24 protein-coding genes are annotated in these 23429 nt (G+C 42.2%); 6 read left to right on the forward strand and 18 right to left on the reverse strand.

Features of this window, described 5'->3' with window-relative positions:
• Window positions 1-11 precede the first annotated feature (11 nt).
• The 5 genes from ychF to rsmG are packed head-to-tail and all read right to left on the reverse strand — an operon-like array spanning window position 12 to window position 3722.
• The gene (ychF, locus tag ESZ50_RS07060; RefSeq protein WP_148622859.1) at window positions 12-1115 is read right to left on the reverse strand and encodes a redox-regulated ATPase YchF; all 1104 of its coding nucleotides are present in this window, start codon (window positions 1113-1115) and stop codon (window positions 12-14) included.
• Window positions 1116-1132: 17 nt separating this feature from the next.
• Window positions 1133-1330: a DUF951 domain-containing protein gene (locus ESZ50_RS07065; protein ID WP_148622860.1), complete on the reverse strand. Its 198-nt coding sequence runs from the start codon at window positions 1328-1330 to the stop codon at window positions 1133-1135.
• A 12-nt stretch (window positions 1331-1342) separates the two neighbouring features.
• Complete coding sequence (locus ESZ50_RS07070) at window positions 1343-2233, reverse strand: ParB/RepB/Spo0J family partition protein (protein WP_425473114.1); 891 nt, start codon at window positions 2231-2233, stop codon at window positions 1343-1345.
• Window positions 2223-2993 carry a ParA family protein gene (locus tag ESZ50_RS07075; protein ID WP_148622862.1) on the reverse strand — a complete coding sequence of 257 codons (771 nt, stop codon included), beginning with the start codon at window positions 2991-2993 and terminating at the stop codon, window positions 2223-2225. Before ESZ50_RS07075 ends, ESZ50_RS07070 begins: the two co-directional genes overlap by 11 nt.
• A 9-nt stretch (window positions 2994-3002) precedes the next feature.
• Window positions 3003-3722, reverse strand: a complete 720-nt coding sequence (rsmG, locus tag ESZ50_RS07080) for a 16S rRNA (guanine(527)-N(7))-methyltransferase RsmG (RefSeq protein WP_148622863.1) — start codon at window positions 3720-3722, stop codon at window positions 3003-3005.
• Window positions 3723-3940: 218 nt separating this feature from the next.
• On the opposite strand from rsmG, the gene ESZ50_RS07085 reads away from it, so the two are divergent.
• The 3 genes from ESZ50_RS07085 to ESZ50_RS07095 all read left to right on the forward strand — a co-directional run bounded on the left by ESZ50_RS07085 (window position 3941) and on the right by ESZ50_RS07095 (window position 6596).
• The gene (locus ESZ50_RS07085; RefSeq protein WP_148622864.1) at window positions 3941-4597 is read left to right on the forward strand and encodes an alpha/beta hydrolase; all 657 of its coding nucleotides are present in this window, start codon (window positions 3941-3943) and stop codon (window positions 4595-4597) included.
• A 5-nt stretch (window positions 4598-4602) separates the two neighbouring features.
• Window positions 4603-5721 carry a VOC family protein gene (locus tag ESZ50_RS07090; protein WP_148622865.1) on the forward strand — a complete coding sequence of 373 codons (1119 nt, stop codon included), beginning with the start codon at window positions 4603-4605 and terminating at the stop codon, window positions 5719-5721.
• Between the two features lie 128 nt (window positions 5722-5849).
• Complete coding sequence (locus tag ESZ50_RS07095; protein WP_148622866.1) at window positions 5850-6596, forward strand: MerR family transcriptional regulator; 747 nt, start codon at window positions 5850-5852, stop codon at window positions 6594-6596.
• 128 nt (window positions 6597-6724) lie between these two features.
• On the opposite strand, the gene ESZ50_RS07100 is transcribed toward ESZ50_RS07095, so the two are convergent.
• The 10 genes from ESZ50_RS07100 to ESZ50_RS07145 all read right to left on the reverse strand — a co-directional run bounded on the left by ESZ50_RS07100 (window position 6725) and on the right by ESZ50_RS07145 (window position 16730).
• The gene (locus tag ESZ50_RS07100; protein ID WP_246111528.1) at window positions 6725-8005 is read right to left on the reverse strand and encodes a sensor histidine kinase; all 1281 of its coding nucleotides are present in this window, start codon (window positions 8003-8005) and stop codon (window positions 6725-6727) included.
• Window positions 7986-8681, reverse strand: a complete 696-nt coding sequence (locus ESZ50_RS07105; RefSeq protein WP_148622867.1) for a response regulator transcription factor — start codon at window positions 8679-8681, stop codon at window positions 7986-7988. The genes ESZ50_RS07100 and ESZ50_RS07105 overlap by 20 nt, the downstream gene beginning before the upstream one ends.
• A 421-nt stretch (window positions 8682-9102) precedes the next feature.
• Complete coding sequence (locus tag ESZ50_RS07110; protein ID WP_148622868.1) at window positions 9103-9720, reverse strand: hypothetical protein; 618 nt, start codon at window positions 9718-9720, stop codon at window positions 9103-9105.
• Between the two features lie 144 nt (window positions 9721-9864).
• Window positions 9865-10179, reverse strand: a complete 315-nt coding sequence (locus tag ESZ50_RS07115; RefSeq protein WP_148622869.1) for a YdbC family protein — start codon at window positions 10177-10179, stop codon at window positions 9865-9867.
• A gap of 36 nt (window positions 10180-10215) precedes the next feature.
• Complete coding sequence (locus ESZ50_RS07120; protein WP_148622870.1) at window positions 10216-11211, reverse strand: asparaginase; 996 nt, start codon at window positions 11209-11211, stop codon at window positions 10216-10218.
• A gap of 119 nt (window positions 11212-11330) precedes the next feature.
• Window positions 11331-12758 carry an APC family permease gene (locus ESZ50_RS07125; protein WP_148622871.1) on the reverse strand — a complete coding sequence of 476 codons (1428 nt, stop codon included), beginning with the start codon at window positions 12756-12758 and terminating at the stop codon, window positions 11331-11333.
• Window positions 12759-12897: 139 nt separating this feature from the next.
• Window positions 12898-14229: an APC family permease gene (locus ESZ50_RS07130; RefSeq protein WP_148622872.1), complete on the reverse strand. Its 1332-nt coding sequence runs from the start codon at window positions 14227-14229 to the stop codon at window positions 12898-12900.
• A 281-nt stretch (window positions 14230-14510) separates the two neighbouring features.
• Complete coding sequence (locus tag ESZ50_RS07135) at window positions 14511-15428, reverse strand: NADP-dependent oxidoreductase (protein ID WP_148622873.1); 918 nt, start codon at window positions 15426-15428, stop codon at window positions 14511-14513.
• Between the two features lie 134 nt (window positions 15429-15562).
• On the reverse strand, window positions 15563-16282 hold the full coding sequence (locus tag ESZ50_RS07140; protein ID WP_281282884.1) for an MIP/aquaporin family protein: 720 nt from the start codon (window positions 16280-16282) through the stop codon (window positions 15563-15565).
• A gap of 109 nt (window positions 16283-16391) precedes the next feature.
• A complete protein-coding gene (locus ESZ50_RS07145; protein ID WP_148622875.1) occupies window positions 16392-16730 on the reverse strand; it encodes a hypothetical protein in 339 nt (112 codons plus the stop codon).
• Window positions 16731-16910: 180 nt separating this feature from the next.
• Here ESZ50_RS07145 and ESZ50_RS07150 point away from each other — a divergent pair, with 180 nt between their 5' ends.
• The 3 genes from ESZ50_RS07150 (at window position 16911) to ESZ50_RS07160 (ending at window position 20627) form a co-directional block, all read left to right on the forward strand.
• Complete coding sequence (locus tag ESZ50_RS07150) at window positions 16911-17558, forward strand: NAD(P)H-hydrate epimerase (RefSeq protein WP_148622876.1); 648 nt, start codon at window positions 16911-16913, stop codon at window positions 17556-17558.
• 3 nt (window positions 17559-17561) lie between these two features.
• Window positions 17562-19415, forward strand: coding sequence for an FAD/NAD(P)-binding protein (locus tag ESZ50_RS07155; RefSeq protein WP_148622877.1), 1854 nt, complete (start codon window positions 17562-17564; stop codon window positions 19413-19415).
• A gap of 156 nt (window positions 19416-19571) precedes the next feature.
• Window positions 19572-20627: a tRNA dihydrouridine synthase gene (locus ESZ50_RS07160; RefSeq protein WP_148622878.1), complete on the forward strand. Its 1056-nt coding sequence runs from the start codon at window positions 19572-19574 to the stop codon at window positions 20625-20627.
• 102 nt (window positions 20628-20729) lie between these two features.
• On the opposite strand, the gene ESZ50_RS07165 is transcribed toward ESZ50_RS07160, so the two are convergent.
• From ESZ50_RS07165 to ESZ50_RS07175, 3 genes are all read right to left on the reverse strand, one after another.
• Window positions 20730-20939 carry a hypothetical protein gene (locus tag ESZ50_RS07165; RefSeq protein ID WP_148622879.1) on the reverse strand — a complete coding sequence of 70 codons (210 nt, stop codon included), beginning with the start codon at window positions 20937-20939 and terminating at the stop codon, window positions 20730-20732.
• A 12-nt stretch (window positions 20940-20951) separates the two neighbouring features.
• A complete protein-coding gene (locus ESZ50_RS07170) occupies window positions 20952-21857 on the reverse strand; it encodes an alpha/beta hydrolase (RefSeq protein ID WP_148622880.1) in 906 nt (301 codons plus the stop codon).
• Between the two features lie 65 nt (window positions 21858-21922).
• The gene (locus tag ESZ50_RS07175; RefSeq protein ID WP_148622881.1) at window positions 21923-23266 is read right to left on the reverse strand and encodes an amino acid permease; all 1344 of its coding nucleotides are present in this window, start codon (window positions 23264-23266) and stop codon (window positions 21923-21925) included.
• Window positions 23267-23429 lie beyond the last annotated feature (163 nt).

Raw genomic sequence — 23429 nt, forward strand, 5'->3', positions numbered from 1 at the left:
TCCATGCTCCCTTATACATTAAAGCGGAATTCGATAATATCACCATCTTGGACGGCGTATTCCTTACCTTCAGAGCGCCAACGTCCAGCCTCTTTAATTGCCTTCATTGTCTCATATTTATCCAAATCATCAAAAGCGACTGTTTCGGCACGAATAAATCCACGTTCAAAATCGGTGTGAATAACTCCAGCCGCCTGAGGAGCTTTAAAACCAGCTCGGAAAGTCCAGGCGCGGGTTTCCTTACCCCCAGCAGTAAAGAACGTCCGTAAATCCAACAAGTGATAGGCTGAACGAATCAAACGATTCAATCCAGGTTCTGTAATCCCTTGCAATTCCATAAACTCAGCCTTATCCTCGTCGTCCATACCAGCAATTTCTTCTTCTGCTCGAGCTGAGATCCCGATCACATCAGCTCCTTCAGCTGCAGCAAATGTTTTAATTTGCTGGAAGTACTTTGACGCTTCTGGATCAGCCATATCGTCTTCAGCCACGTTTGCTACGTATAATGTAGGTTTAGAAGTCAACAGGAACAAACCACGGACAATCTTTTGCTCTTCATCATCCCAATCAATTGAACGAGCTGGTTTACCGGCCTCTAGAGTTGGCTTTAATTGCTCCAACACTTTAAATTCAGCAATCGCATCCTTATCCTTGGCTGTTTTTGCCATTTTCTCGACCCGTGCATAACGTTTCTCAACTGCCTCAAGATCCGCCAAAACAAGTTCTGTATTGATGGTATCGATGTCGTCAAGTGGATCAATCACTCCATTAACGTGTGTAATATCATCATCATCAAATGCTCGAACTACATGCACAATTGCGTTCACCTGACGAATATTTTCCAGGAACTTATTACCAAGACCTTCACCCTTTGAAGCTCCCTTAACAATTCCAGCAATATCTGTGAATTCAAAAGTTGTTGGGACAACCTTATCGGCAGGGATCAATTCTTGAATACGCGTCAACCGCGCATCAGGAACTTCAACCATGCCAACATTTGGCTCAATTGTTGCGAAAGGATAGTTAGCCATTTCGGCCCCAGCCTTTGTGATTGCGTTAAATAATGTTGATTTACCAACATTTGGTAAACCAACAATTCCTGCTGTAAGTGCCACTTTGTTCACCTTTTTCTCTAGTTTTCTTGGTCAGCTTTCCGCAAAACCTTTTTTAAACGTTTATTAAAATCATTTCTAAGCATTGTAACTTGATGACCACATCCTTGACACTCCAAGCGAATCTCCATTCCCATTCGCTTGATTTCCCATTCATTGGCACCACAAGCATGCGGTTTCTTCATCATTACAATGTCGTGTAAATCATATTCTATCATTGTAAATCCTTATTAATCATCAAAGGAAAGATCCAAGATCTGGAAAATCCGATCCAAATCATCATTTGACAGATAATTGATCTCAATCTTTCCAGCACCCTTGCGATTTCGTGTGACATTAACCTTAGTACCAAATTTATCTTCAAGTGCACTCGTTGTTGCCTTGATAAAACTGGCATTCTCAGGTTGCTTCTTTAGTCGATTATCATCCGCTTGTTCATTCAATTGATTAACCAACTGCTCAACTTGACGGACGGTCATTCCTTCAGCAACGGCACGCTTTGCAACTGGCAAAATGCGTCGCTTATTATGGAGTCCTAATAACGTCCGTGCCTGCCCCATCGAAAGCTCACCGGCGTCCAATAATTCCTTGACCTCATCTGGTAAATTCAGCAAACGCAAGAAATTTGCTACAACCGAACGAGCTTTACCTAAACGCTTCGCAACCTGCTCCTGCGTCAAATGCAGTGTATCGATCATTGATCGGTATGCCTGAGCCTCTTCAAGTGGTGATAGATTCTCACGTTGCAAGTTTTCCAAAATCGCTGCCTGCATCATTACATCATCATCGTATTTGCGTACAATTGCCGGAATATCGTTTAAGCTCGCAAGTTGTGCTGCACGCCACCGACGCTCGCCGGCCAAAATCTGGTACTTGGCATTGTCCTTAGGATCATGTCGCACAATAATTGGTTGCAAAACGCCATTTTCTTCAATTGACTTTGCCAGTTCTGCCAACGCCGCTTCATCAAAGACGTGACGTGGTTGAAAGGGATTTGCCGTTACCTTAGTCAAGGAAAGATGACGAATTGTATCATTACTTGCCGCCGTTGTATCAACGCCTTGTTCAGCAAAAAGGGCACCTAGACCGCCACCCAGTGCTGATTTTTTCTTACTTGTCACCATGGGCCAACAAAACCTCCTCTGCCAAATCAGTATAAACCTCAGCCCCCTTGGACTTTGGATCATAATCAATAATTGCCATACCATGTGATGGCGCTTCAGACAAACGGACGTTTCTTGGAATAAAGGTATCGTAAACCTTGTCACCAAAATATTCACGAACGTTATCAACAACTTCATTTGATAGATTGGTCCGGCCATCAACCATCGTCATCAAAACCCCTTCAATTTCCAGGTCAGGGTTATAAAAACTTTGTACTTGTTTAACCGTATTCAACAACTGACCCAACCCTTCCAAAGCATAATACTCAGCCTGGACAGGAATCAGGATACTATCAGCTGCCGTGAAGGAATTAATCGTAATCACCCCGATTGCAGGTGGATTATCAATCAATACATAGTCATAGGCATCGCGAATATCCTTCAGGGCATTCTTCAGACGCATCTCGCGCGCCATGGCTGGGGCTAGTTCAAGTTCGGCTCCCGCCAATCGAATCGTTGCTGGGACAATCTCCATCCCAGCATGCGAAGTTGGCAAGATTACATTTTTCATTGGCTCATCATGAACTAATACATCATAGATATCCTTTTCAATCGTTGATTTTTGAATACCAGACCCACTAGTTGCGTTACCTTGGGCATCAGTATCAACAATCAGGACTTTTTTACCCTTAGTAGCCAAGGATGCTGCCAAATTAACGGTTGTCGTGGTTTTACCAACGCCACCCTTTTGATTTGCCAAAGCAATTACTATTCCCATGTTTTCCTCCTATAATGGCTTACGCACGGGATCACCCGGCTTACGTGGATACTTGTTCGGTGTATTCTTAACCTTATTAATAATAATGACTGAGCGCGGATCACCATTTGGCAGACTTACGTCGATCTGCTCAGCAATTTTCCCACCTAAAATCGTGATCGCTTGATTTGCTTCGGCAAGCTCATCATCTGCCTGACTACCCTTCATTGCCAACAAGGCACCGCCTTTTTTAACAAATGGTAAGGTCAGCTCACCTAGCACATTCAATCGTGCCAAGGCACGCGCTGTGACCAAGTCATATTTTTCACGTGCTGGAGATGTTTTACCACCAAACTCTTCTGCCCGCGCGTGCTCCACATGGACGCCTTCAAGCCCCAATTCCGAGACTAACTCGCGTAAGAAATTAATCCGTTTGTTTAACGCATCAATGATTGTAATTTCCAACTGCGGAAAAGCTATTTTTAATGGTAATGACGGAAAACCAGCACCAGCGCCAACATCGATCATTCGTAAAGGCTCCGTCTGTAGTGCAGGATAGGCCCAAGCCAAGGTCAATGAGTCATAGAAGTGCTTCAAATAAACCTCATTCATCGCGGTAATCGCCGTTAAATTCATATGTTCATTCACAGCAACCAAACGTTGATAGTATTGCTGATACTGTGCCATTTGTTGCGCACTCAATTCTACGTGATGTTCGCGTAAAGCCGCCGCAAATTCTTCTGGGGTCATTTTGTCTCTCCACATTATCTACAATTAAACTCAAGCATACCGCAAAAATAGCCTTATTTCAATGTTTCACGGGAAATGTTTCACAAGTATTCAAGGCATAAAAGGTACCTTTTCCCAAAATAACTTTTATCAAACTATTTACTTACATTTCGTAAGTGTTATTATGTTAGTAAGATCTAAAAAAATTAAGTTAGCAAATATCCTATGGAGGTCGTTATATGGTCAATCAACCACTCAGTGAACCAGCTCAGGATCCTGTCCGCCATTTATTTCGCGCTGGAAATCAGGATTTAGCTCCAATTCTTTTATTGCATGGCACCGGCGGTGACGAAACAGAACTGATTGGTCTGGCCGAATTAGTTGCACCAGATCACCCGGTTCTAGCAATTCGTGGCCGCGTCAATGAAAACGGCATGAATCGCTACTTTAATCGTTTCGCACTCGGTGATTTTGATCTAGAGTCATTGGAGGAAGAAAGCACCTGGTTGCTTGCTGAAATCCGTCGTTTAGCAGCCCACTATCAACTTGATTTGACCAAAATGATCGTCATGGGCTACTCAAATGGTGCCAACATTGGCTTGCATATATACATGAGTCGTTCCACTGATTTTGCAGGCGTTGTCGGCCTGCATGCAATGCAATTAACCAGCGTTACTGATGATTTACAAAACCTAACTGGTCAACGGGTCTTTTTGAGTTTCGGCGAACATGATCAAATCGTTTCAGAAAATAATTTCAATCAACTCAAAGAAAATTTGGAAAGGTCTGGTTGCCAATTGACGATTTTCCAAAACGCAGGCGGTCATCATTTGACTCAAGCCGAAGTCAATGCCGTCAAAGAATGGTTTGACACAACTACTAAAGATAAGGATTAATAACTATGACAAATATCGACGAACGCTTCCCAATCGGTGGAATCCATCACGTAACTGAGATTACTTCAAATGCTCAAAGAATCTATGATTTCTTCACCAACATTCTCGGACTACGCTTAGCCAAACTCACTGTCAATCAAGATGATTATCAAACTTATCACCTTTATTTCACTGACGAAGATGGCAATGCGGGTACCGATATTACCTTCTTTGACTTTCCTGGGCTTCCACAAGGTCAACACGGTAACTACAGTATTGATCGCTCTTCTTTCCGCGTGCCAACTGATGCATCTTTGTCATACTGGGCGCAACGCTTTGACGAAGCGCAAGTTGCCCACGGACCAATCAATGAACGTTTTGGAAAGCGTTTTATGAATTTCGTTGACTTTGACAATCAACAGTATGCACTTATTTCTGATGAACAAAACGAAGGCGTTGTAGGCGGAATTCCTTGGGAAAAGTCAAACGTTGCCAAAGAACATGCAATCATCGGCCTTGGTCCTACTTTCATCAAGCTTCCTGCAGTTGAAAATGTCAAAGGAATTCTAGAAGAAGTCCTTGGCTTTAAATACCTTGGTACTGATGGCTCTTTTCATCGTTTCGAAGTTGGCGCTGGTGGTAACGGCGCAACCGTCATTGTAGAAGAATCAGATGATAAGCAATTCGCCCTCCAAGCTTACGGTTCAATTCATCATATGGCACTACGAGTCGCCGATCCCGAAGCGCTTCATTATTGGGTCGAACGAATCAATGCATATCGTTTCCGTCATTCAGGTTTAGTTGATCGCTATTACTTCTCTTCAGAATATTTCCAGATTGCACCCGGCGTCCTATTTGAGATTGCCACTGACACACCAGGTGTCGGTGCCCTTCAGGACGTGCAAGCTGGTTTGGCAAAGATCGACAATTATGAACAGGCACTAATTACCTCTGGTTTCTGGATCGATGAAACCAAGGACGAGGCCGGTACTGATCTGAGCTTACCACCACACCTCTTCCCAGCCGGCGAAGCTGCTAAAGCAAAGGCAGCAGCGATCCTGCGTCCGCTGGATACAAGTGATGCCAACCGTGATCGCAGCGACGATCCACTCTGGACAATGGCTGATGTCTTAAAAGAACGCTAAATTTAAATAGTAGAAAAGATTCCAAAGATTAATCCTAATCTTTGGAATCTTTTTATTGCAATCAAACATTTGACCTTTCCCTTAGGTCAAGGTATATAGTAAATATCAACGAACGGAGGTAATTATAAATGCCTAAATTAATGAACATCAAACAACTTGTTAAGATGACCAATTTAACCTCAAAGACATTACGGCATTGGGAAGAAAAGGGCCTACTTAATCCCCAACGAGATGTAAATGATTATCGGCTTTATTCCGAAAATGATCTAACCAGGATTTTTTATATTATGAGTCTGCGCCGACTAGATTTACCAATTGATGAGATTAAAATCATCCTTGCCGACAATACTTCTGAACAGGCAACACTGAATAAGCATCTCAATCGTCTAAAAACGGCGCGAACACAATTAAATGTATTAATTACTAATTTAGAAAAAAAACTAACCATGGGAGAATATCAAATGAATGATCACGACTTTAAGCTTTTCAAGGAGGCTCAATTAGCACAAAATACCACTCAGTACGGCGAAGAAGTCCAACAACGTTGGGGAACCGATACTTTTGCCCGCTCAAACGAGCAATATCTAGCCGCAACCCAAACAGAACTTACAGACGCCAATACAATCCATCAACAAATGCTTGAACTACTCGAGACCGCTTACCTTGATCAAGACCAAGCCATAGCAAATCAAGCAGTCACGTTACACATCAAATTCTTGAAGATCTTCTGGCCACAAGACTTACTTAACGAGGTCAGTCATAAAGCCCTTGCTGATATGTATTGCGCTGATGAACGTTTCCGAAAGAATTATGATAGAAATTATCCAAAGTTACCGGAATTCTTCCGTGATGCAATCTATAGTTACTATCAATAGGTCCTCATAATTCTGATTAACATACCTCGTCTTAGAATTGGATCACAACAAATAAAAAGGCATTTAGCACTCATTCTGAGCGTTAAATGCCTTTAGTTCGTCTTATCAAAGATAAGCCATTCACCCGCCTACTTTGAATCAACCACTTTTTTCTGATTTCTTGGTAGCACAATTCTAAAAGTCGTACCATGTGGCTTCGTATCTGTTACTGTAATCGTGCCTCGATGACCTTGAACAACCCATTTAGCAATTGATAGACCTAAGCCATGACCACCAGTTGAACGCGAACGTGCCTTATCAACCCGATAAAAGCGATCAAATAAATGCTGTTTATCTGCATCCGAAACACCTTTACCAGTATCCGAAACCAACACCCGAACATTATTACCATTTTTTTCGGCCTTCAACACAACCGTCGAATCAGCACCGGCATATTTTAGTGCATTATCCGTCAAAATTACTAATAACTGACGTAACCGCTGTTCATCACCGGTGATTTCCAGCGTCTCAGGAACCTCTAACTCAAGCTTCTGACCGTGTTCTTCCGCACTAAAGCGGAAAATATCAGCAACTTCTGTCATTGTCTTCGCCAAATCAAAATCTTCAAATGCAAACAGTGGAATATCAGCATCAGCCTGTGCCAACGTCAATAAGTCCCCCACTAATTGATTTAAATGACGCACCTCTGTCAATGTATTGGCAACCTTCTCTGCCTGATCCATCACAGTATCATTTGGTCGCTCCAACATTCGTTCCATGTTATTTTGAATTACCGTCATTGGTGTTTTAAATTCATGCGCCGCATCAGCTACGAATGTTCGCTGTTGACGCCACGAACGCATAATCGGTCGCATATTGGCACGTGACAAGGCCAAGGACATAAATAACAATGCAACTGCCGACAGCGAAAAGATCCAGATTAGACGCGCCTGATATACTTCAACGGTTTGATGTTCAACAGTAATATCAACAAATGAAACTGTTTCCTTCTGCCGATAAAACATAAACCAACGCTGATCTAATTCACGTACATAAACAGTGTTCTCTTCTGGTAGGCTAACCTTTGACTTAATTGTGTCTGTATAGTCAATTGTATTATTGGAATTAAATTGAACTTGGTTATTATTACCATTTGTTGCCGCCTGAAAGGGGGCCATAATCTGATTACGTGGTCGCGCATAAAGAACCTCTTGAAATTGGCTAGAAACAAATACTCCAACCAAACCAAAAACAAATGCAAATCCAAAGATTGTTAAAATGGTCATCTTAACCTGTTGCGACATTGAGTTACGAATCTTCTGCAGTTTCTTAGGTAACCTCATCTGAGGAATCAGATCACCCGATTCATTGTCCAATTGTTTCCGCTTATTCTTTTTGCGGCCCATAATTTTAATCTTCCACAGCTTCATTCAATGTATATCCTACGTTACGCAATGTTTTGATGTTCACCTTGGCATTCGCATTGCGCAAATTCTTGCGTAAATTACTCATATAAACTTCCACGACCGTCAAACTAGTATCAGAATCAAATCCCCACAAACGATCAAAAATCTGATCCTTGGTTACAATCTGGCCCACGTGTTGCATTAGGTAGACCAATAAACCAAACTCACGCCCCTGGAGATTAATTTCTACGTCATCAACCATTACCTTGTGTTGGTCAATGTAAATTGCAACATTTCCAACTTCCAAGGCCCCATCTTGACCCAAAACACCTGTATGTCGCAAAAGGGTCTTCAAACGCGCCAACAATTCTTCTTTATAGAAAGGTTTTGTGATATATTCATCAGCCCCTAGATTAAAGCCTGCCATTTTATCGGTCAATTCACCTTTAGCAGTAAGCATTAAAATTGGTAGACTTGGGAATTGTTCCTTAGCACTCTTTAGAATTGATAATCCATCACGACCTGGCAGCATTACATCCAATACAACCGCATCATAAATACCTGATTCTATTTCAAACATGCCTTCATCGCCATCATGAACTTGTGTAACTTCTCCTAGGTCAAAAATGGTTTCTTTAATCGTATCATTCAAGGCAAAATCGTCCTCGACGACTAGTAACTTGATTGTATTTCCAGACATAAGCTAGGCCTCTCTTATAATTATTCATTTACTTAACTATCCATATTCTACTATAAAGTTAATCAGCTAAGGTTCACTGAACCTTAAAATCCTAAATAGTCACAAAATGTTCACATTTAGACAAAAAAAGAGCCTTGGCTCGCCACCAAGACCCTCTTTACTTATCCAAATCAAATTTGCAATAAAGGATAAGCTGTTTGATAGTTACCTATCAAGCTATACAAAATCGTATCGCCCTTGTTTCCTTACAAGGGCGATACATTTTGTTGATTGCTAAAATCTACCAAAATGTATCACCCCCTTTCCTAGATTACTTACTATTATACAACGTTTCTAAAAAATACCCAAGTGCCAACCACACTAATATCCAAAAAGAAAACCGTCACAGCATTTGTGTATTACACTTTCCATTAGATCAAGATTAGATAAACTTCTTCAGGCCAATTCTGTCATAAGCAAAAATATGGTTTAGAGTCTTCACGCTCTCCTTTAAAAGGTAGTTTTCTACATAACAAGCATCTGCTTTAACTCCAATTTGCGAATTAGTCAGTTGTAGCCAGCCTGCCCTCTCAACTAAGTTTCTTGCCTTTGTTGGTGCTAATAGTAACGTTGGATTGATCTGCCAATGCAAATAATCTAAAACCTGTTCACCTTCTTTAGCAATTGCCAATCTTCGCGGACCAATCTCCGCAATTGCGACGGTTATTCCCAGTCCTTGAAGTACATGTAACTCATGACAAGCATTCTGTGCAACATCAATCGTTAGCTTTCTTTTCCACGCATGTTCAAACGGGCGTCTTGTTAACACCTTGGCCATCCGGTCACTGCTCGTATTTGCTGAGGGTTCAGGCCATGCATGTACAAAACCGTTGTGCCAACACGTCTGAAAGAAATTATCCCAACCTTCCCGCTCAACACTCATTTGTTCAGCTACATCCTTTGTAATTATCACAACCTCAATATTCGCTACAATAATCTGTTCCATCAACTGATGCCAGTCATCAACCGCTATCTGTTCCATCAAAATCAATATATTCATCACTGCTACTCCGTTTGCTCCCCAAACATTTCGAGCATAACAGAGATTTCAAAAGACTAATATATAATTATGCTTCTACGCATAAAGAATCATCCAAAACAAAAGGCGACTTCAAGATGCTGAAGTCGCCGAATTAATTAAATTTTATAGTCGTCGAAGTACACCGAAATCATCATCTGAATCTTGATCTACAGCTACCAAAGGTTCAGCCGACTTGTTCACCGATCCGGTTTGCTCAGTTACTAGAATCTGATCGGTCAAGCCGTTCAACGCCACAAGATCATCATGAGTCAAAGTTAAGCCCTTCCCCATCTTTTTATGATCTGGTGACCAGCTTCTTAGATCAAACTTAGGGACACTGTCACCCCATTGCACAAAATTCAACTCTAAATTCCAACCTGATTTACTCGTAGAAAGCACGCCAAATTTTTCTAAAATCTCATACTTTAAATCCGCCATCATCATCCACCTTTCGCAGTTGTCACATAAGTTGCATTATACAAAATCCAGGTCATGAGCAATCTTAGTTTGCATCATTTCCAAAATCGTCTCACGATCATTAGTAACCGCTAGAATCCACATTAGTTTAGCTACAATCGCTTCCGTATTCATATCCCCAGCTGTAATTCCCCCAGCTTCGGCAACCCGCTGTCCGACCTCATAACGATAAATATCTTGGCCTTCTTCCAAGATCTGAGTCGTAATGATAACTGGAATTCCAGCTTGCGTTAGCTTCTCAATACTAGGAATTAAATTGCGACGTTCGAATGGTAGCCCACCGTTCCCAAAGCTTTCAATAATTACACCTTCAAATTTTCGTTCAATAATGTAATCAAAAATACCGGTATCCAAGCCTGGATATGCCTTTAAGACAAAGATATTCGGGTTAACTGAGATATGCCGTTTAATGGCAAGGTTCGCCTTCTCTGGTTCATACAAGGGCACCATCGTTCCATCTGAAATGCTAGCAATATATGGAAAATTTATACTTTCAAATGCATTATAACTTCGCGTCTTTGTCTTAACCGCTCGTGTCCCAACCATCGCCAAGCCGTTAAACACCACAAAAACCCCTGTAAGTGTCGTTTGGCTAGCAAAAGTCAGTGCATCATGGAGATTACGTACCGCATCCGTTTCTGACACACCTAAAGGAACCTGTGACCCCGTTAACACAACCGGTTTATCAATCCCGTAAAGAAGGTAAGCCAACGCGGCTGACGTATACGCCATCGTGTCTGTTCCATGTGTAACAATAAAGGCGTCATATTGATCATGATAGGCCATGATCTGTTCTGCGACCGCTACCCAATCTTCTGGTTGCATATTAGTCGAGTCCTTACTCATAACTGATTCAATCGATAAATTCACACCTGGTCGACGCTCAAAATATGAAATCAAGACTTCATCAGCCATATTGGGAGCAAGTCCACGTTCTGTCTGAATCGAGGCAATTGTCCCCCCCGTAGTTAAGACCAGCACTTCCATTGTCATATTTAACCCTCCGCATCGCTTTCCTCTTCTTAGAGTAGCTTATATTATCATTCTAAACAACGTGTCATACATACAAAGTTTCAAATTAAAAGGCTGGATCATAATCCAGCCTTTTTCCGTTAATTTTTTTGGTAATTAGCCGAATGCCTTCGACTGTACAAAAGATAAAAGATTGCGCCGGCAATTAGCCATGCTATCATCAAGAGCTGTGCATCTATATTAAGTGACAATAACAACCCAAATGATGACAAAGCCGCCAAAATTGGTAATACAGGGTAAAACGGTAACTTATATCCTGAATGATCAATGTCCTTACGACGTCGTAAGAAAATCACACCAATCGAAGCAACAACGAAAGCAATCAACGTCCCCGCTGATACCAAATTAGCTAAAACAGCAACTGGGAAGATCGCACCTAGGATCACACCAACCGCCGTCAACAACCAAACTGCGTTTGTTGGTAGGCCTTTTTTATCAAGCTTGCCCAGCACTTTTGGCAACATGCTATCACGTCCAAATGAGTAAACTAGTCGTGAACCACCGACCATTAAACCAATCAAACCAGCAAACATCCCCACTAGAGCAACCAACGATAGCAAGTTAGCCGTAAACATGTGTCCTGATTGTCGCAAGGCCCATGCAGCAGGCTCAGCATTACCAGCATACATCGAATAATGGAACATACCGGTCAAAACAGCCGCAACTGCGACGAACAACAGTGTTGCAATAATTAACGTTCCAATAATTGCTTTGGGCATTGTCTTTTGAGCATTCTTGACCTCAGCAGAATTAGCCGCCAACATATCAAACCCAAGATAGGCAAAGAATACCTGCGAGGCACCCATCAAGATACCATGCCAACCACCAAAGTTAGTGCCGGCTTTATGAGCCGGAATAAATGGTTGCCAGTTTTGCACATGCACAGCTGTTAGTCCAACTGCAATAAAGATCAAAATAACGGCTACTTTACCAATTACCAGCCAGTTTTCAATAATTGCTACACCCTTCATACCACGTGCGACTAGATATCCAACCCCAATCAACGCCAGTGCACCAAACAAATCAAACCAAGCTCCAGTTGATAAATTAAATGAAGCACTAATGGCTGTCGGGATTTTAACCCCTAAACTACCCACAAAGCCCTGAAAGTAAGCTGACCATGACGATGAAACAAGCGCCAATGCCACAACGTACTCGGCCAAGATTGCCCAACCAACCATCCAGCCAGTAAATTCACCAAAGATTACATTTGCCCATGTGTAGACAGACCCTGCAAACGGCATCGCCGATGCAAACTCAGAATAAGCCAATGCCGACAATCCAGCAATAATCGCCGCCACAACGAACGACAGCACCACTGCCGGACCAGCATACTCAGCGGCCACAATCCCTGGCATCGTAAAGATTCCGGCACCCACAACCGTTCCAATACCCATGGCAATCATTTCCTTGGTGCCTAGAACTGGTTTTAACTTACCATCCTTATCCGCATATGTCTGGGGATCTTCTTTCATCCAAAACTGTGAAAAAAAACTTCTCTGTCCCATAAACTCTCTCCATTCAACATCACATCATTATTGCAAATTTTCATTAAAATTTAATGTGATAATTCTATAATTTCCCACTATCAATGTCAAGTTTAGCAGTAAGGGTCGAATATACCAGATTTATTTTTATGAAAGAATTTTAATTTTTGTTCTTATGTGCATAATAGAAGTAAACTGGGATTCCGACAATAACGAAGACAAATGACGTCATCACCATCGTAAACTCAGACAACAAAGTGTTGACTCCAATAAAAATCGCTCCCGCTATCGCAATCAAAGGAATAATCGGATACAGCGGAACTTGGAAAATCTCCGGATCATCATTTAATCCTGCGCGCTTACTTTGCATCCGTAACTTAAATATCCCCACAAAGACAGCCAAGTAAAACATCCAGATAATGAATACAACCATATCTGACAACCAATTAGCTGCCGCCGTAAAGACCAATCCCATTCCAAGACCAGCAGTAATCCACAAGGCCATAAACGGTTCCTGGTATCGATTTAACTTAGCAAAGGCACGTGGCAAAAAGCCGTCTTCAGCCATCGCAAACACCATCCGTGGAAATGCCAGCATTTTCCCATTCAATGTTCCCAACATTGAAATCATAATTCCAATTGAAAGTAAACGTCCACCCAAATTACCAAAAGCTGTGATTGCGACCTTATATGGAACATTATCGCCCAAGCGAACAATTTCATTGGCTGGTAATGAACGATACACACCATATGAAACTCCAACATAGGCCAACATCACGACCAAGATTCCAATAATGATTGACCGCGGGATTGTTTTACGCGGGTTCTTCAATTCACCACCCAGATTCGTCAAAGTTGCCCATCCATCATAAGCAAATAATGTTGCTAAAATTGCCATTCCTAAATTACCGCTGTTTGAGCTACTTGCGACCGTAATCGCATGGTTAAGGGCATGCTCCTTACCAAAGAAAATTCCAAAAATAATTAAACCAGCAATCGGGATCAACTTAATACTTGTTGTAGCTACTTGGAAAGCCGAAGGAATTCGATTTTCAAGTGAATTCATCCCCGCAATTAATGCAATGGTAACTAGTGCAATCCATGGAACATACGCGGTTGAGATTCCAAAGAAGCTTGCAAACAGCAATGCAAAATACGATGCTAGTGCGGCGACAATCCCTGGCGCATATATAGCCACCTGTGTCCAACCAGTTAGAAAGCCCCAAAACTTGCCATAAAGTTGTCCAATGTAAACATAAATTCCGCCAGTTTCTGGAATTCGTGCTCCCACCTCAGCAATCGTCAAACCAGCAGCCAATGTAATCAATCCACCAATAATCCAGGCCATTAATCCCTGAGTTGTGCCACCTGCCTTAGTCAACACCTCCGCTTGCTTAAAGAAAATTCCAGACCCAATGACGGTACCAATTACAATTGATACCCCAGTCGCCACGCCCATCGTCCGATTCAGTTCCTTGCCATTCTTATCCATAACCTAGCTCCTTTTCTATATCAAAACAAAAAGCCTTTCAGCCAACCGGTCTGGATTACTCCTACCGGTAAAGTTGGCTGAAAGGCTTAAATTAGAGTTCTTTTATGTCACGCAAAAGCTCTCAACCAATTATAAAAATGGTTGAGCGGGAGGTGATAGTGTTCAAAGTAAGTTGATTATTCATGGTCAGATTCTCCCTTTCTTTCGTTGATTAGAACTTTATCATTTTATTCAATATATTACAAGGATTTTCTTATTATTCTTTCATCAAGCATCGTCAACTAATCTACAAAACTTAACACAAGCTTCCCTTTCGGTGCGTGCTTACGCATTTCTTGGTGCGCTTGGCGCAAGTTAGCTAGGTTAAAGTGACTAACTTGAGCAATTCGAATGTCAACCTTACCTGCCGCAATCAAGTCCAATAAAGCGGCCAATTGGGCCCCTGTTCCTTGCAAGAAAATAAATTCGGCATCAATATCATACTGTGCAATCAACGCCTCGTCATAAGCCTGCACCGTTCGCAGCATACCGCCGGCTTTTAAGACCTTTGCTGATTTGATTGAAACGTCACGGCCGATTGTATCAAGAACCGCATCAAATTCACTCAATTCCGCCTCATAGTCGCTATGATAATCAACGACGTTAACCGCCCCCAAAGATTGCAAGTAAGCAAAATCAGCTGGCGAAGCAGTAGCATATACTTCAGCACCCCGCAAAAGGGCAACTTGTACTGCAGCTGAACCAACTGCACCTGCACCACCTTGAATCAAAACCTTCTGTCCTGATTGTACATCCAGATCTTCAACGATTGCTTGATAACCCATCGCCGCTCCTAAAGTAGCAGCAACGGCCACTGCATCGTTAACCGCCTCAGGAACTAAAGCTAATGCTGATTGGCCAACAACAACTTCGCTTGCGTAAGTGTGATGATGTCGCGTAGCCGCAACACGATCACCAACCTTAAAAGCCGTGACCGCTTCACCAACTGCGATAACATCCCCCACCACACTCGATCCTGGTACAAGTGGCAATTTATCGGCTTCACCCATTTGTCCCATCACAAACTTAACATCATATGGATCGATTGCTACAGCACGATTTTTAACCAATACTTGCTTCGCCTTCAAAGCTGGTTGCGCCAATTCAACAGCTTGTAAAACATCCACATCGCCAAATGACTTAATTTCAATTGCTTCCATGACTTACGCTCCCTTTTTTAATTGATTATACACTAATAAAATGTAAGCGGAATGATTAAAAAAAGACGAAGGCAACCAACCAGTTGCATCCGCCTTTCCAAGTTCATAGGCAGAATACCTATCAACCGTATTTTTTACTTTTCTGATCCAAGACCGAACTTTGCAATAACGGCTGCCAAAGCACCACCTAGCAAAGGTCCTACCAAGTAGGCAGCATAGTTAGCCAATGCAGTCGTTGATCCAACCAAGGCCATTCCCAAAGCTGGTCCGAATGAACGAGCTGGGTTCAATGAACCACCAGTTGATGACAAACCGATCATGATCAAGCCACCAAGAACCAAACCAATTGCTACTGGAGCAATGTTTGAGCCTTCGTTCAACTTGGCAGTTGTCATCAAAGCAACAAGAACCAAGAAGAACGTCAAGACGAATTCAATTGCACTTGCTGAGAAGAAGTTCAAAGTTGAAGTGTATGATGTTTGTCCGAAACCAACTTGGGCAATTGTAGCAGCCTTGGCACCAAAGGCACTCATAAAGCCGTACAAGATTCCAGTTCCAGCAATTGCACCAAGGAATTGTGCACCAACATAACCAGCAAATTCAACCCATGTGATACGGCCGACAATGGCTGCACCCAATGAGATAGCTGGGTTAAAGTGAGCACCTGAGATCTTACCGAAGGCAGCTGCCCCAGCAATTACAGCAATAGCAAAGGCCAAAGCAATTGGCAATGGACCATAACTAGTACCAGCAAAAACGATTGCTCCCGTACCCATAAGAACAAGTAACATTGTTCCGATGAACTCCGCAATATACTTACGCATAAATAATTTCTCCTTTAATCTAAAAAACATAGATGTATTACCTAAAATAATAACATAAATCAATGTTGTTTATAGTACATTCTACGAATTAAACCCAACTTAAACAATGATAAAACCAAGAATTTTTATAGTTCTTTCTTTAACGACCAACAAATTTGCCAGTTTCCTGATCCAACAAAAGCCAAACCTGCTCAGCGTTATCCTTAAATTGTTCAATAAAACTTGCTTGACCATCTTGTGGCTTAATCTCACCAACCAGGTCGTTCACAGCGTCAAAAATACTTAAACCAGTGAAGTCACTATCCCATCGAACATAATAGTAATTTCCCTCCATTCGTTCATCAACAATCGACTGTAAACCGTCCTTCAACGCCTCTTTAATCACGTCAACTTCAGAAACTGGAAAACCACGCTCTGTCATCGTCTGTACACGCTGTCCAACTGCCTGCATATCCTCTGGAATTTTGAAATCGTCCATTAATTCACGCCTACTTTCTCTAAAATCCTAGTGTTTTTAGAATATCATAAAACCTTGTTTCTTTTAAATACTTATATTTTGTCAACAATTAAAAAATCCGAATTAGGTAGGGTAGTTCCCTAATGCTATAATGGATTTGTTCATTATGAACTAAGAATTTAAAAGAAAAGGAGCTTTTGCATGGTACATGCTGTAACTGCTCAAGAAATGCAAAAATATGACCGCTACACTATTGAAGAAATCGGTGTACCCAGTCTCGTTTTAATGGAACGAGCTGCTTTGGCGGTAAATGAAGTTTTAGGAGCGGGAAACTTTGATCTATCCAACGTGCTAGTTATTGCCGGTCTCGGCAATAACGGTGGCGACGGCGTTGCAGTTGCTCGCTTGCTAATGCAAAAAGGAATCTCCGTTGATCTACTGATTGTCGGAGACGAAAAGCGTGCTTCACAAAGTACAACGACTCAATTAAAAATCGCCCGTAACTACGGTCTTGAGCCTCAAAGTCGCGTGCGTGACTTCCGGCAATATTCTGTCGTCGTTGATGCACTTTTTGGGATTGGACTATCAAAACCTGTTCCCGTTAAACTTGCCGAGATGATTAAACGGGTTAATGCAGCAAATATTCCAGTCGTTGCCATTGACGTTCCATCTGGCCTCAATGCAACTACTGGTGAGATTATGGGCTCTGCCATCCGGGCTGCCGCAACAGTTACATTTGCCTACCCTAAACAAGGCCTCATTCAAAATGAGGGGATTAAACGTTCTGGTGCAATTTATGTCAAAGATATTGGTATATATTCACCAGAAGAGCTACAAGGAGAAGTGTAAATTATGAAAATCGTTTTAGTGGGTGCTGGTCCTCGTAACCTGTCACTATTAGAACGTTTGATTTCAAACGCTTATGAAGTGGATCAATCAATTACTGTTACAATGTATGATCCCTTCCCAATTGGCGGTAGAGTCTGGAATCCGGATCAAGATCCAACCTTCCTGATGAATACTGTCACACAACAATTAACTCTCTTCACTGACGCCTCAATTAACCATTCAACCGCTCAAAGCATTGAGGGACCAAATTTTTACGAATGGGCAACCAAGTACGGCCGTGAGTATATCATTGCGCAAAACCTTAAAAACACGGATACCTTCCTTGACGAACTCACTCAGATTAGTCCAAACCGCTTTTCATCACGCGCACTCTTTGGCGTCTATGCACATTGGTACTTCGAAAGGGTCACAGCAACACTACCTAGTAATTTAGAAATAGATTACCAACGCCTTGCCGTAACCGATGTCGAACGTACCGATGATGGTTTCATTGTTAGTTTAGCCAATGAAGAGCAGGTTCGTGCCGATCAAGTCATCTTAACCTTAGGAAATACTGATCATGCACTCAATCTAGAAGAACAGACTTTTGCAGATGCAGCACATGCTAATAGCTCACTCAATTATTTGGCACCTACGCATCCAAATGAAGCCAAGTTGGAACAAATCCCAGCCAAAGACGACGTTATCTTACGTGGTCTTGGTTTGAGCTTTTTTGATTACATTGCCAAACTTACGCTCGGTCGTGGTGGCCATTTCGTCCGTGATACCGTTGGCGAGCTGTCTTATCAACCATCCGGCCTAGAACCACATATGATTGCTGGATCACGTTCTGGATTACCAATGCATGCTCGAGGCGTTAATCAAAAGGTGCACGCTGAGAGTTATCAGCCGGTCTTTTTCACAGAAGAAAATCTTGATAAAGCTGCTCAAGCCAATCATGGTCACGCCACCTTCGACAGTTTTCTAGAATTAGTGCGCAAAGAACTAGAATATAAACACTACCAGAATACAATCAACGATTTAGCCGTAACCTGGCCCTTTAATGTGAATCACTTTATGAATGCACTTCGTGATAGTGAGGATTTGAACCTAACAGCAAAGGCATTTGGTCTTGCGGACCAATATATCATTGATTGGGATAGCCTTCTAAATCCTGTTGCAAAAATGACCAAGGACGTTAATTATGATCGTTTCATGCTTGATTATCTAGCCTGGGATATTGCTGATGCTAACAAAGGAAATATCGAGGCACCTTATGCCGGCGCTTTTGACCTCCTACGGGATGTCCGCGGCGTTATTCGCTACAACATCACTGCTGGCTACTTATCAGGCGATGAATATGCAAAGTTTTTAGCAACTTTCAATCCTTGGAATTCACTACTATCTGTTGGTCCGCCATTATTACGTGTTGAACAAATGCGGGCCCTCATCAAAGCAAAGGTACTCACGATCGCCGGCCCCGGCTTAGCGGTCACAGCTACTGATGATACATTCACCGCTCATGATAATCGTGATGGTGTTTGGTCAGCTAAAAGTCTTGTTGAGGCACGTCTATCAACACCGGATCTAAACACCAGTACTAATCCACTGATTATGAAGCTACGTGAACGCGGTATATTGGCACCTGGTCATTTTACGAGTCCACAAGGCCCTGACTTAATTGTTAAAGGTGCTCAGATGGATCGTGAAACGAAACAAGTGGTCAATATCGATGATCAAATCATCCCCGGCCTCTATATCTGGGGAGTGCCAACAGAGGGTTGGTCTTGGTTTACTACTTTTGCCTCACGACCTGGCGTTCATGATAAAAATCTCCAGGACGCTGAAGATATCGCTCACAATATTTTCAAAAAATAAGTATCTTTCAACCGTTCATGATGATATGTCATGGACGGTTTTTCTGATCAGTACGCTAAAGCTTGCGTTGAGCCTCAAATGGACTTATATTAGTACCTGAACTTTTAAGTGCGTAACATCCTAAAAATAAGTATTAAAGATAAGAGAGGAAATCAAATGATTCAAGCAAAGTCTGCATTTTGGCAAAAAGTTGTCGATGATGCCCAAGCAAACCCTGCAACCGGATTAGATCAAACCCCATTCTTCACTCTTGCACCGATGGAGGCTGTAACCGATACTGTCTTTCGGCGTGTGGTTGAGAAGGCTGCCGGTCCAGATGCCTACTATACTGAGTTTACAAATGCGCGTAGTATTTCGCATCCGAAGGCAAAATTCACCGTTCAAGGGCGTCTAGCCTATGTGGCAGACGAAAAAAAGCCCATTGTCCAACTATGGGGCAATCGCGAAATTGATTTTGAAAGTTCCGCTCTTGAACTCCGCGATCGCGGTTTTGAGGCTATTGATATCAACATGGGCTGCCCAGATAGCACGGTTATCAAGAACGGTGGCGGATCTGATTTAATTCGACATTTTGATTCAGCTAAAGAGGTTATCACAGGTGCCAAAAAAGCTGGACTACCAGTTTCTGTTAAGACTCGTCTTGGTTTTAACGATCTCGAGACTTTCCGAACTTGGCTGCCTTTCCTTTTGGAACAGGACGTTCAAGTCTTAACCGTTCATTTACGAACACGTAAGGAAATGTCGAAGGTTGAACCTCATTATGAGTTCATCGATGAAATCCTTAAAATGCGTGATGAAATCGCCCCAAATACCTTAATCCAATTCAACGGCGATATCAAAGATCGTCAAGCCGGTCTTGAGCTTGCCCGCCAACATCCTGGTATCGATGGTATTATGATTGGTCGTGGAATCTTCGAGAACCCCTTTGCTTTCGAGGTTACAACTACTGATCATTCACTTGACGAAACATTGGCACTGTTGCGCTTGCAACTTGATTTATATGATCAGTTCACTGCTGAATTTGGACCCATGCACTTCCAAAAACTAAAGCGTTTCTTCAAGATTTATGTGCGTAACTTTTCTTATGCTTCAGACCTACGTTTGGCATTAATGGAGACTAAAACCACTGCAGAGGTTCGCGAAGTCTTGGATGAGTTTGATCGTCAATGGGCCGCTAAAGCCACACAAAGCGCAAGTAATACAACAATCTAAATTAAAAAATATCAATGAAAAATGAGGTGAACCCACAAAGTTAAATCAACTTTTAAGGGCCACCTCATTTTTCATTGATACGTTTTTGTTTCACGTGAAACACTACTTTGTCTGAAGCTGATGATCTTTTAGATAGTTCCAAAATGACCCAATTGCAGAAACCAAATCAATTCCTGGTAAAAAGGCAATAAAGACAATTATCGTCCATTGTTCTTGCGGTTGAAAAACAAACCACCACATCCAATCGATGAGCATTTGAATAAACAACAGTCTCGGTTTTGCTCTAAAAAAAGAATATTTAAATATCGACATTCCTCACCTCGCTTACACCCATGCTTCTAAAAAGCTCGTTTTAATCATCGTATTTTCCAATGTCATGTAGTCAGCCGGTCCGTGTACGCCACCCGGAACAACTACTAAATCTGCTCGCTCCTCGCCAAGAACCGCCTTGGCAGCCGTAATCATATTAATTGTTTGCTGATAAGGTACTACTGGATCCTTTGTTCCGACAAAGGCCAAAATTGGTGGAGTTTTTTCACTAAAATAATTAACCGGATTGTAGCGTCGCACAAGATCGAGGCGCTCCTTAGGCGCGTTTCCACCAAAGAGTTGCCCCTCAAAGGAAATCCCTTGCCCCGTTTCTTGATATTTCGGCGTAACACCACTCGCTGCAAATTGATCCTGGAACTGATTAAATTCGTAAGGACCATACATCGCAATTATCGCATTCACAGCTTCCGACTCAGTTTCATCACTACCAAATACACGCTTGTCAAAATCGGTAGTATTAGCAGTTGTCGCCGCCAATAGTGCTAGATGCGCTCCCGATGACTCACCCATCAAAGCGAAGCGCTTCGAATCTAATTGATATTCAGCGGCGTGCGCTCTAAGCCAACGAATAGCCGCCTTAATTTCCCAAATTTGTTGTGGAAAGTCAGCCTGCCAAATCAATGAATAGTTTAAGCTAATCACTGCGTATCCTTGCTGTAGCAATTTCAATGCCGGTTCTAACTTATGGGAGCTTTTCGCACCGAAGTACAATCCTCCACCAAAAACATCAACAACCACCGGAAAAGGTCCCGCCCCGTCATTTGGTAGGTAAATGTCCAGTTGATGGCGCTCTGGATATTGCTGATCCAAGTCCATATAGGCTAAATTATGCCATTGATGCAATACCCCAGCTGTCTGAGCTGGGATATACGCAACCTGTCGGTCAATAAAATGTTCCATCCGGCCTACCTCCAAAAAATATAGGGGCGAAATCAAACTGATTCCACCCCTATATTTTACACTATTTAGGCTAGCTTCTTAACCCGAAAACTGATCGTCGTCATACCAATAAACCAAACAATCGCCAAAATTGTGGTCATCTGCGTCTCCTGCCTTGAAAGCAAGATCAAGAAGATCCCACCAAGGAAAAGGATTGTCAAATAGTCTGTGAACGGCGCCCCAGGCATTTTAAATAGTTGTTCTCCAGTAGAAAAGTCGGTCGATTTCCGATACTTAACATGCGCCAACATCAACGTCCCGTAAATAATAATGAAGGCTGCTGAAGCTACTGAAGTAATTAGCTCGAAAGCATTGGTTGGGAATAAGTAATTCACCAAAACCGCCAAGGCAATCAAGACCACCGACATATTAATCGCATTCATCGGTACGTTCCTTCGGTTCAACTTTCCGAAATACCCCTTTGCACCAGAAAGTGCGAACAGCATCCGACCGGTTGCAAACAGCGATGAATTTAATGACGAAGCGGCCGCAGTCAACACAACGAAGTTAATTAAGCCAGCAGCAGCCGTAATCCCAATCCCAGCAAAGACCTGGACAAATGGTGACTCATTAGCACTGTAATTAGTCCAAGGCTGAATTGACATAATTGCAATTAGCGCTCCAATATAAAAAATCAAAATTCGATAGATAATATTGTTAATTGATTTTGGAATCGTCTTCAATGGGTTCTTAGCCTCGGCGGCAGTCATCCCCACAAACTCAATTCCCAAAAAGGCAAAAAATACCATCTGAAAAGCTGCTAAGAGCTTATGTCCATGAAATGCCACAAAGCCATGATTCCATAAATTTGATACCTGAGTAACTCCTGCACTGGTCTTAACATGTCCCAGTAGCATAATAATTCCAGTTATTATCATGGCAATAATTGCAATGATTTTAATCATCGCAAACCAAAATTCCATTTCTCCAAACAAACCAACTGCAATCACGTTGACTCCATATAAAACGGCCAAGAATATCAATTCCCACACCCATACAGGAACCGACGGAAACCAGAATTTCATATAAAGGCCGGCGGCTGTTAGCTCCGCCATCGCAATTGTGATCCAGCCAATCCAATAAGTCCAACCAATTACAAAACCAGTTCGCTTACCCAAATACTTCTCAATAAAGGCAATAAATGTAGTCTGGCTCGTATCAGTTAGCAACAACTCACCCAATGCGCGCATCATCCAAAACATGAATAACCCAGTAACCATATAAACAATCAGGATCGAGGGTCCTGCAATACTAATTGAACTTCCTGCCCCTAAAAATAGCCCTGTCCCAATTGTCCCCCCAAGGGCAATCATTTCCACATGTCGTGGTGACAGCCCCCGCTCAAGGGTTGGCTTCTTGCCTTCAGCCATACTCCGTGCTCCCTTCAATACTCAAATAAGTACATTAAACTTTCGGTAACAATTAGCTTACGGCTTTTTTTGCAGATTTTCAAGATATAATGAGATATTTATGAGCTAAATTTAATTAATACGAATAATTACTCAACAAAAAAACGAGTTGCAACGTAACAAC

The organism is Weissella muntiaci, assembly GCF_008107635.1.
Lineage (GTDB): Bacteria > Bacillota > Bacilli > Lactobacillales > Lactobacillaceae > Weissella > Weissella muntiaci.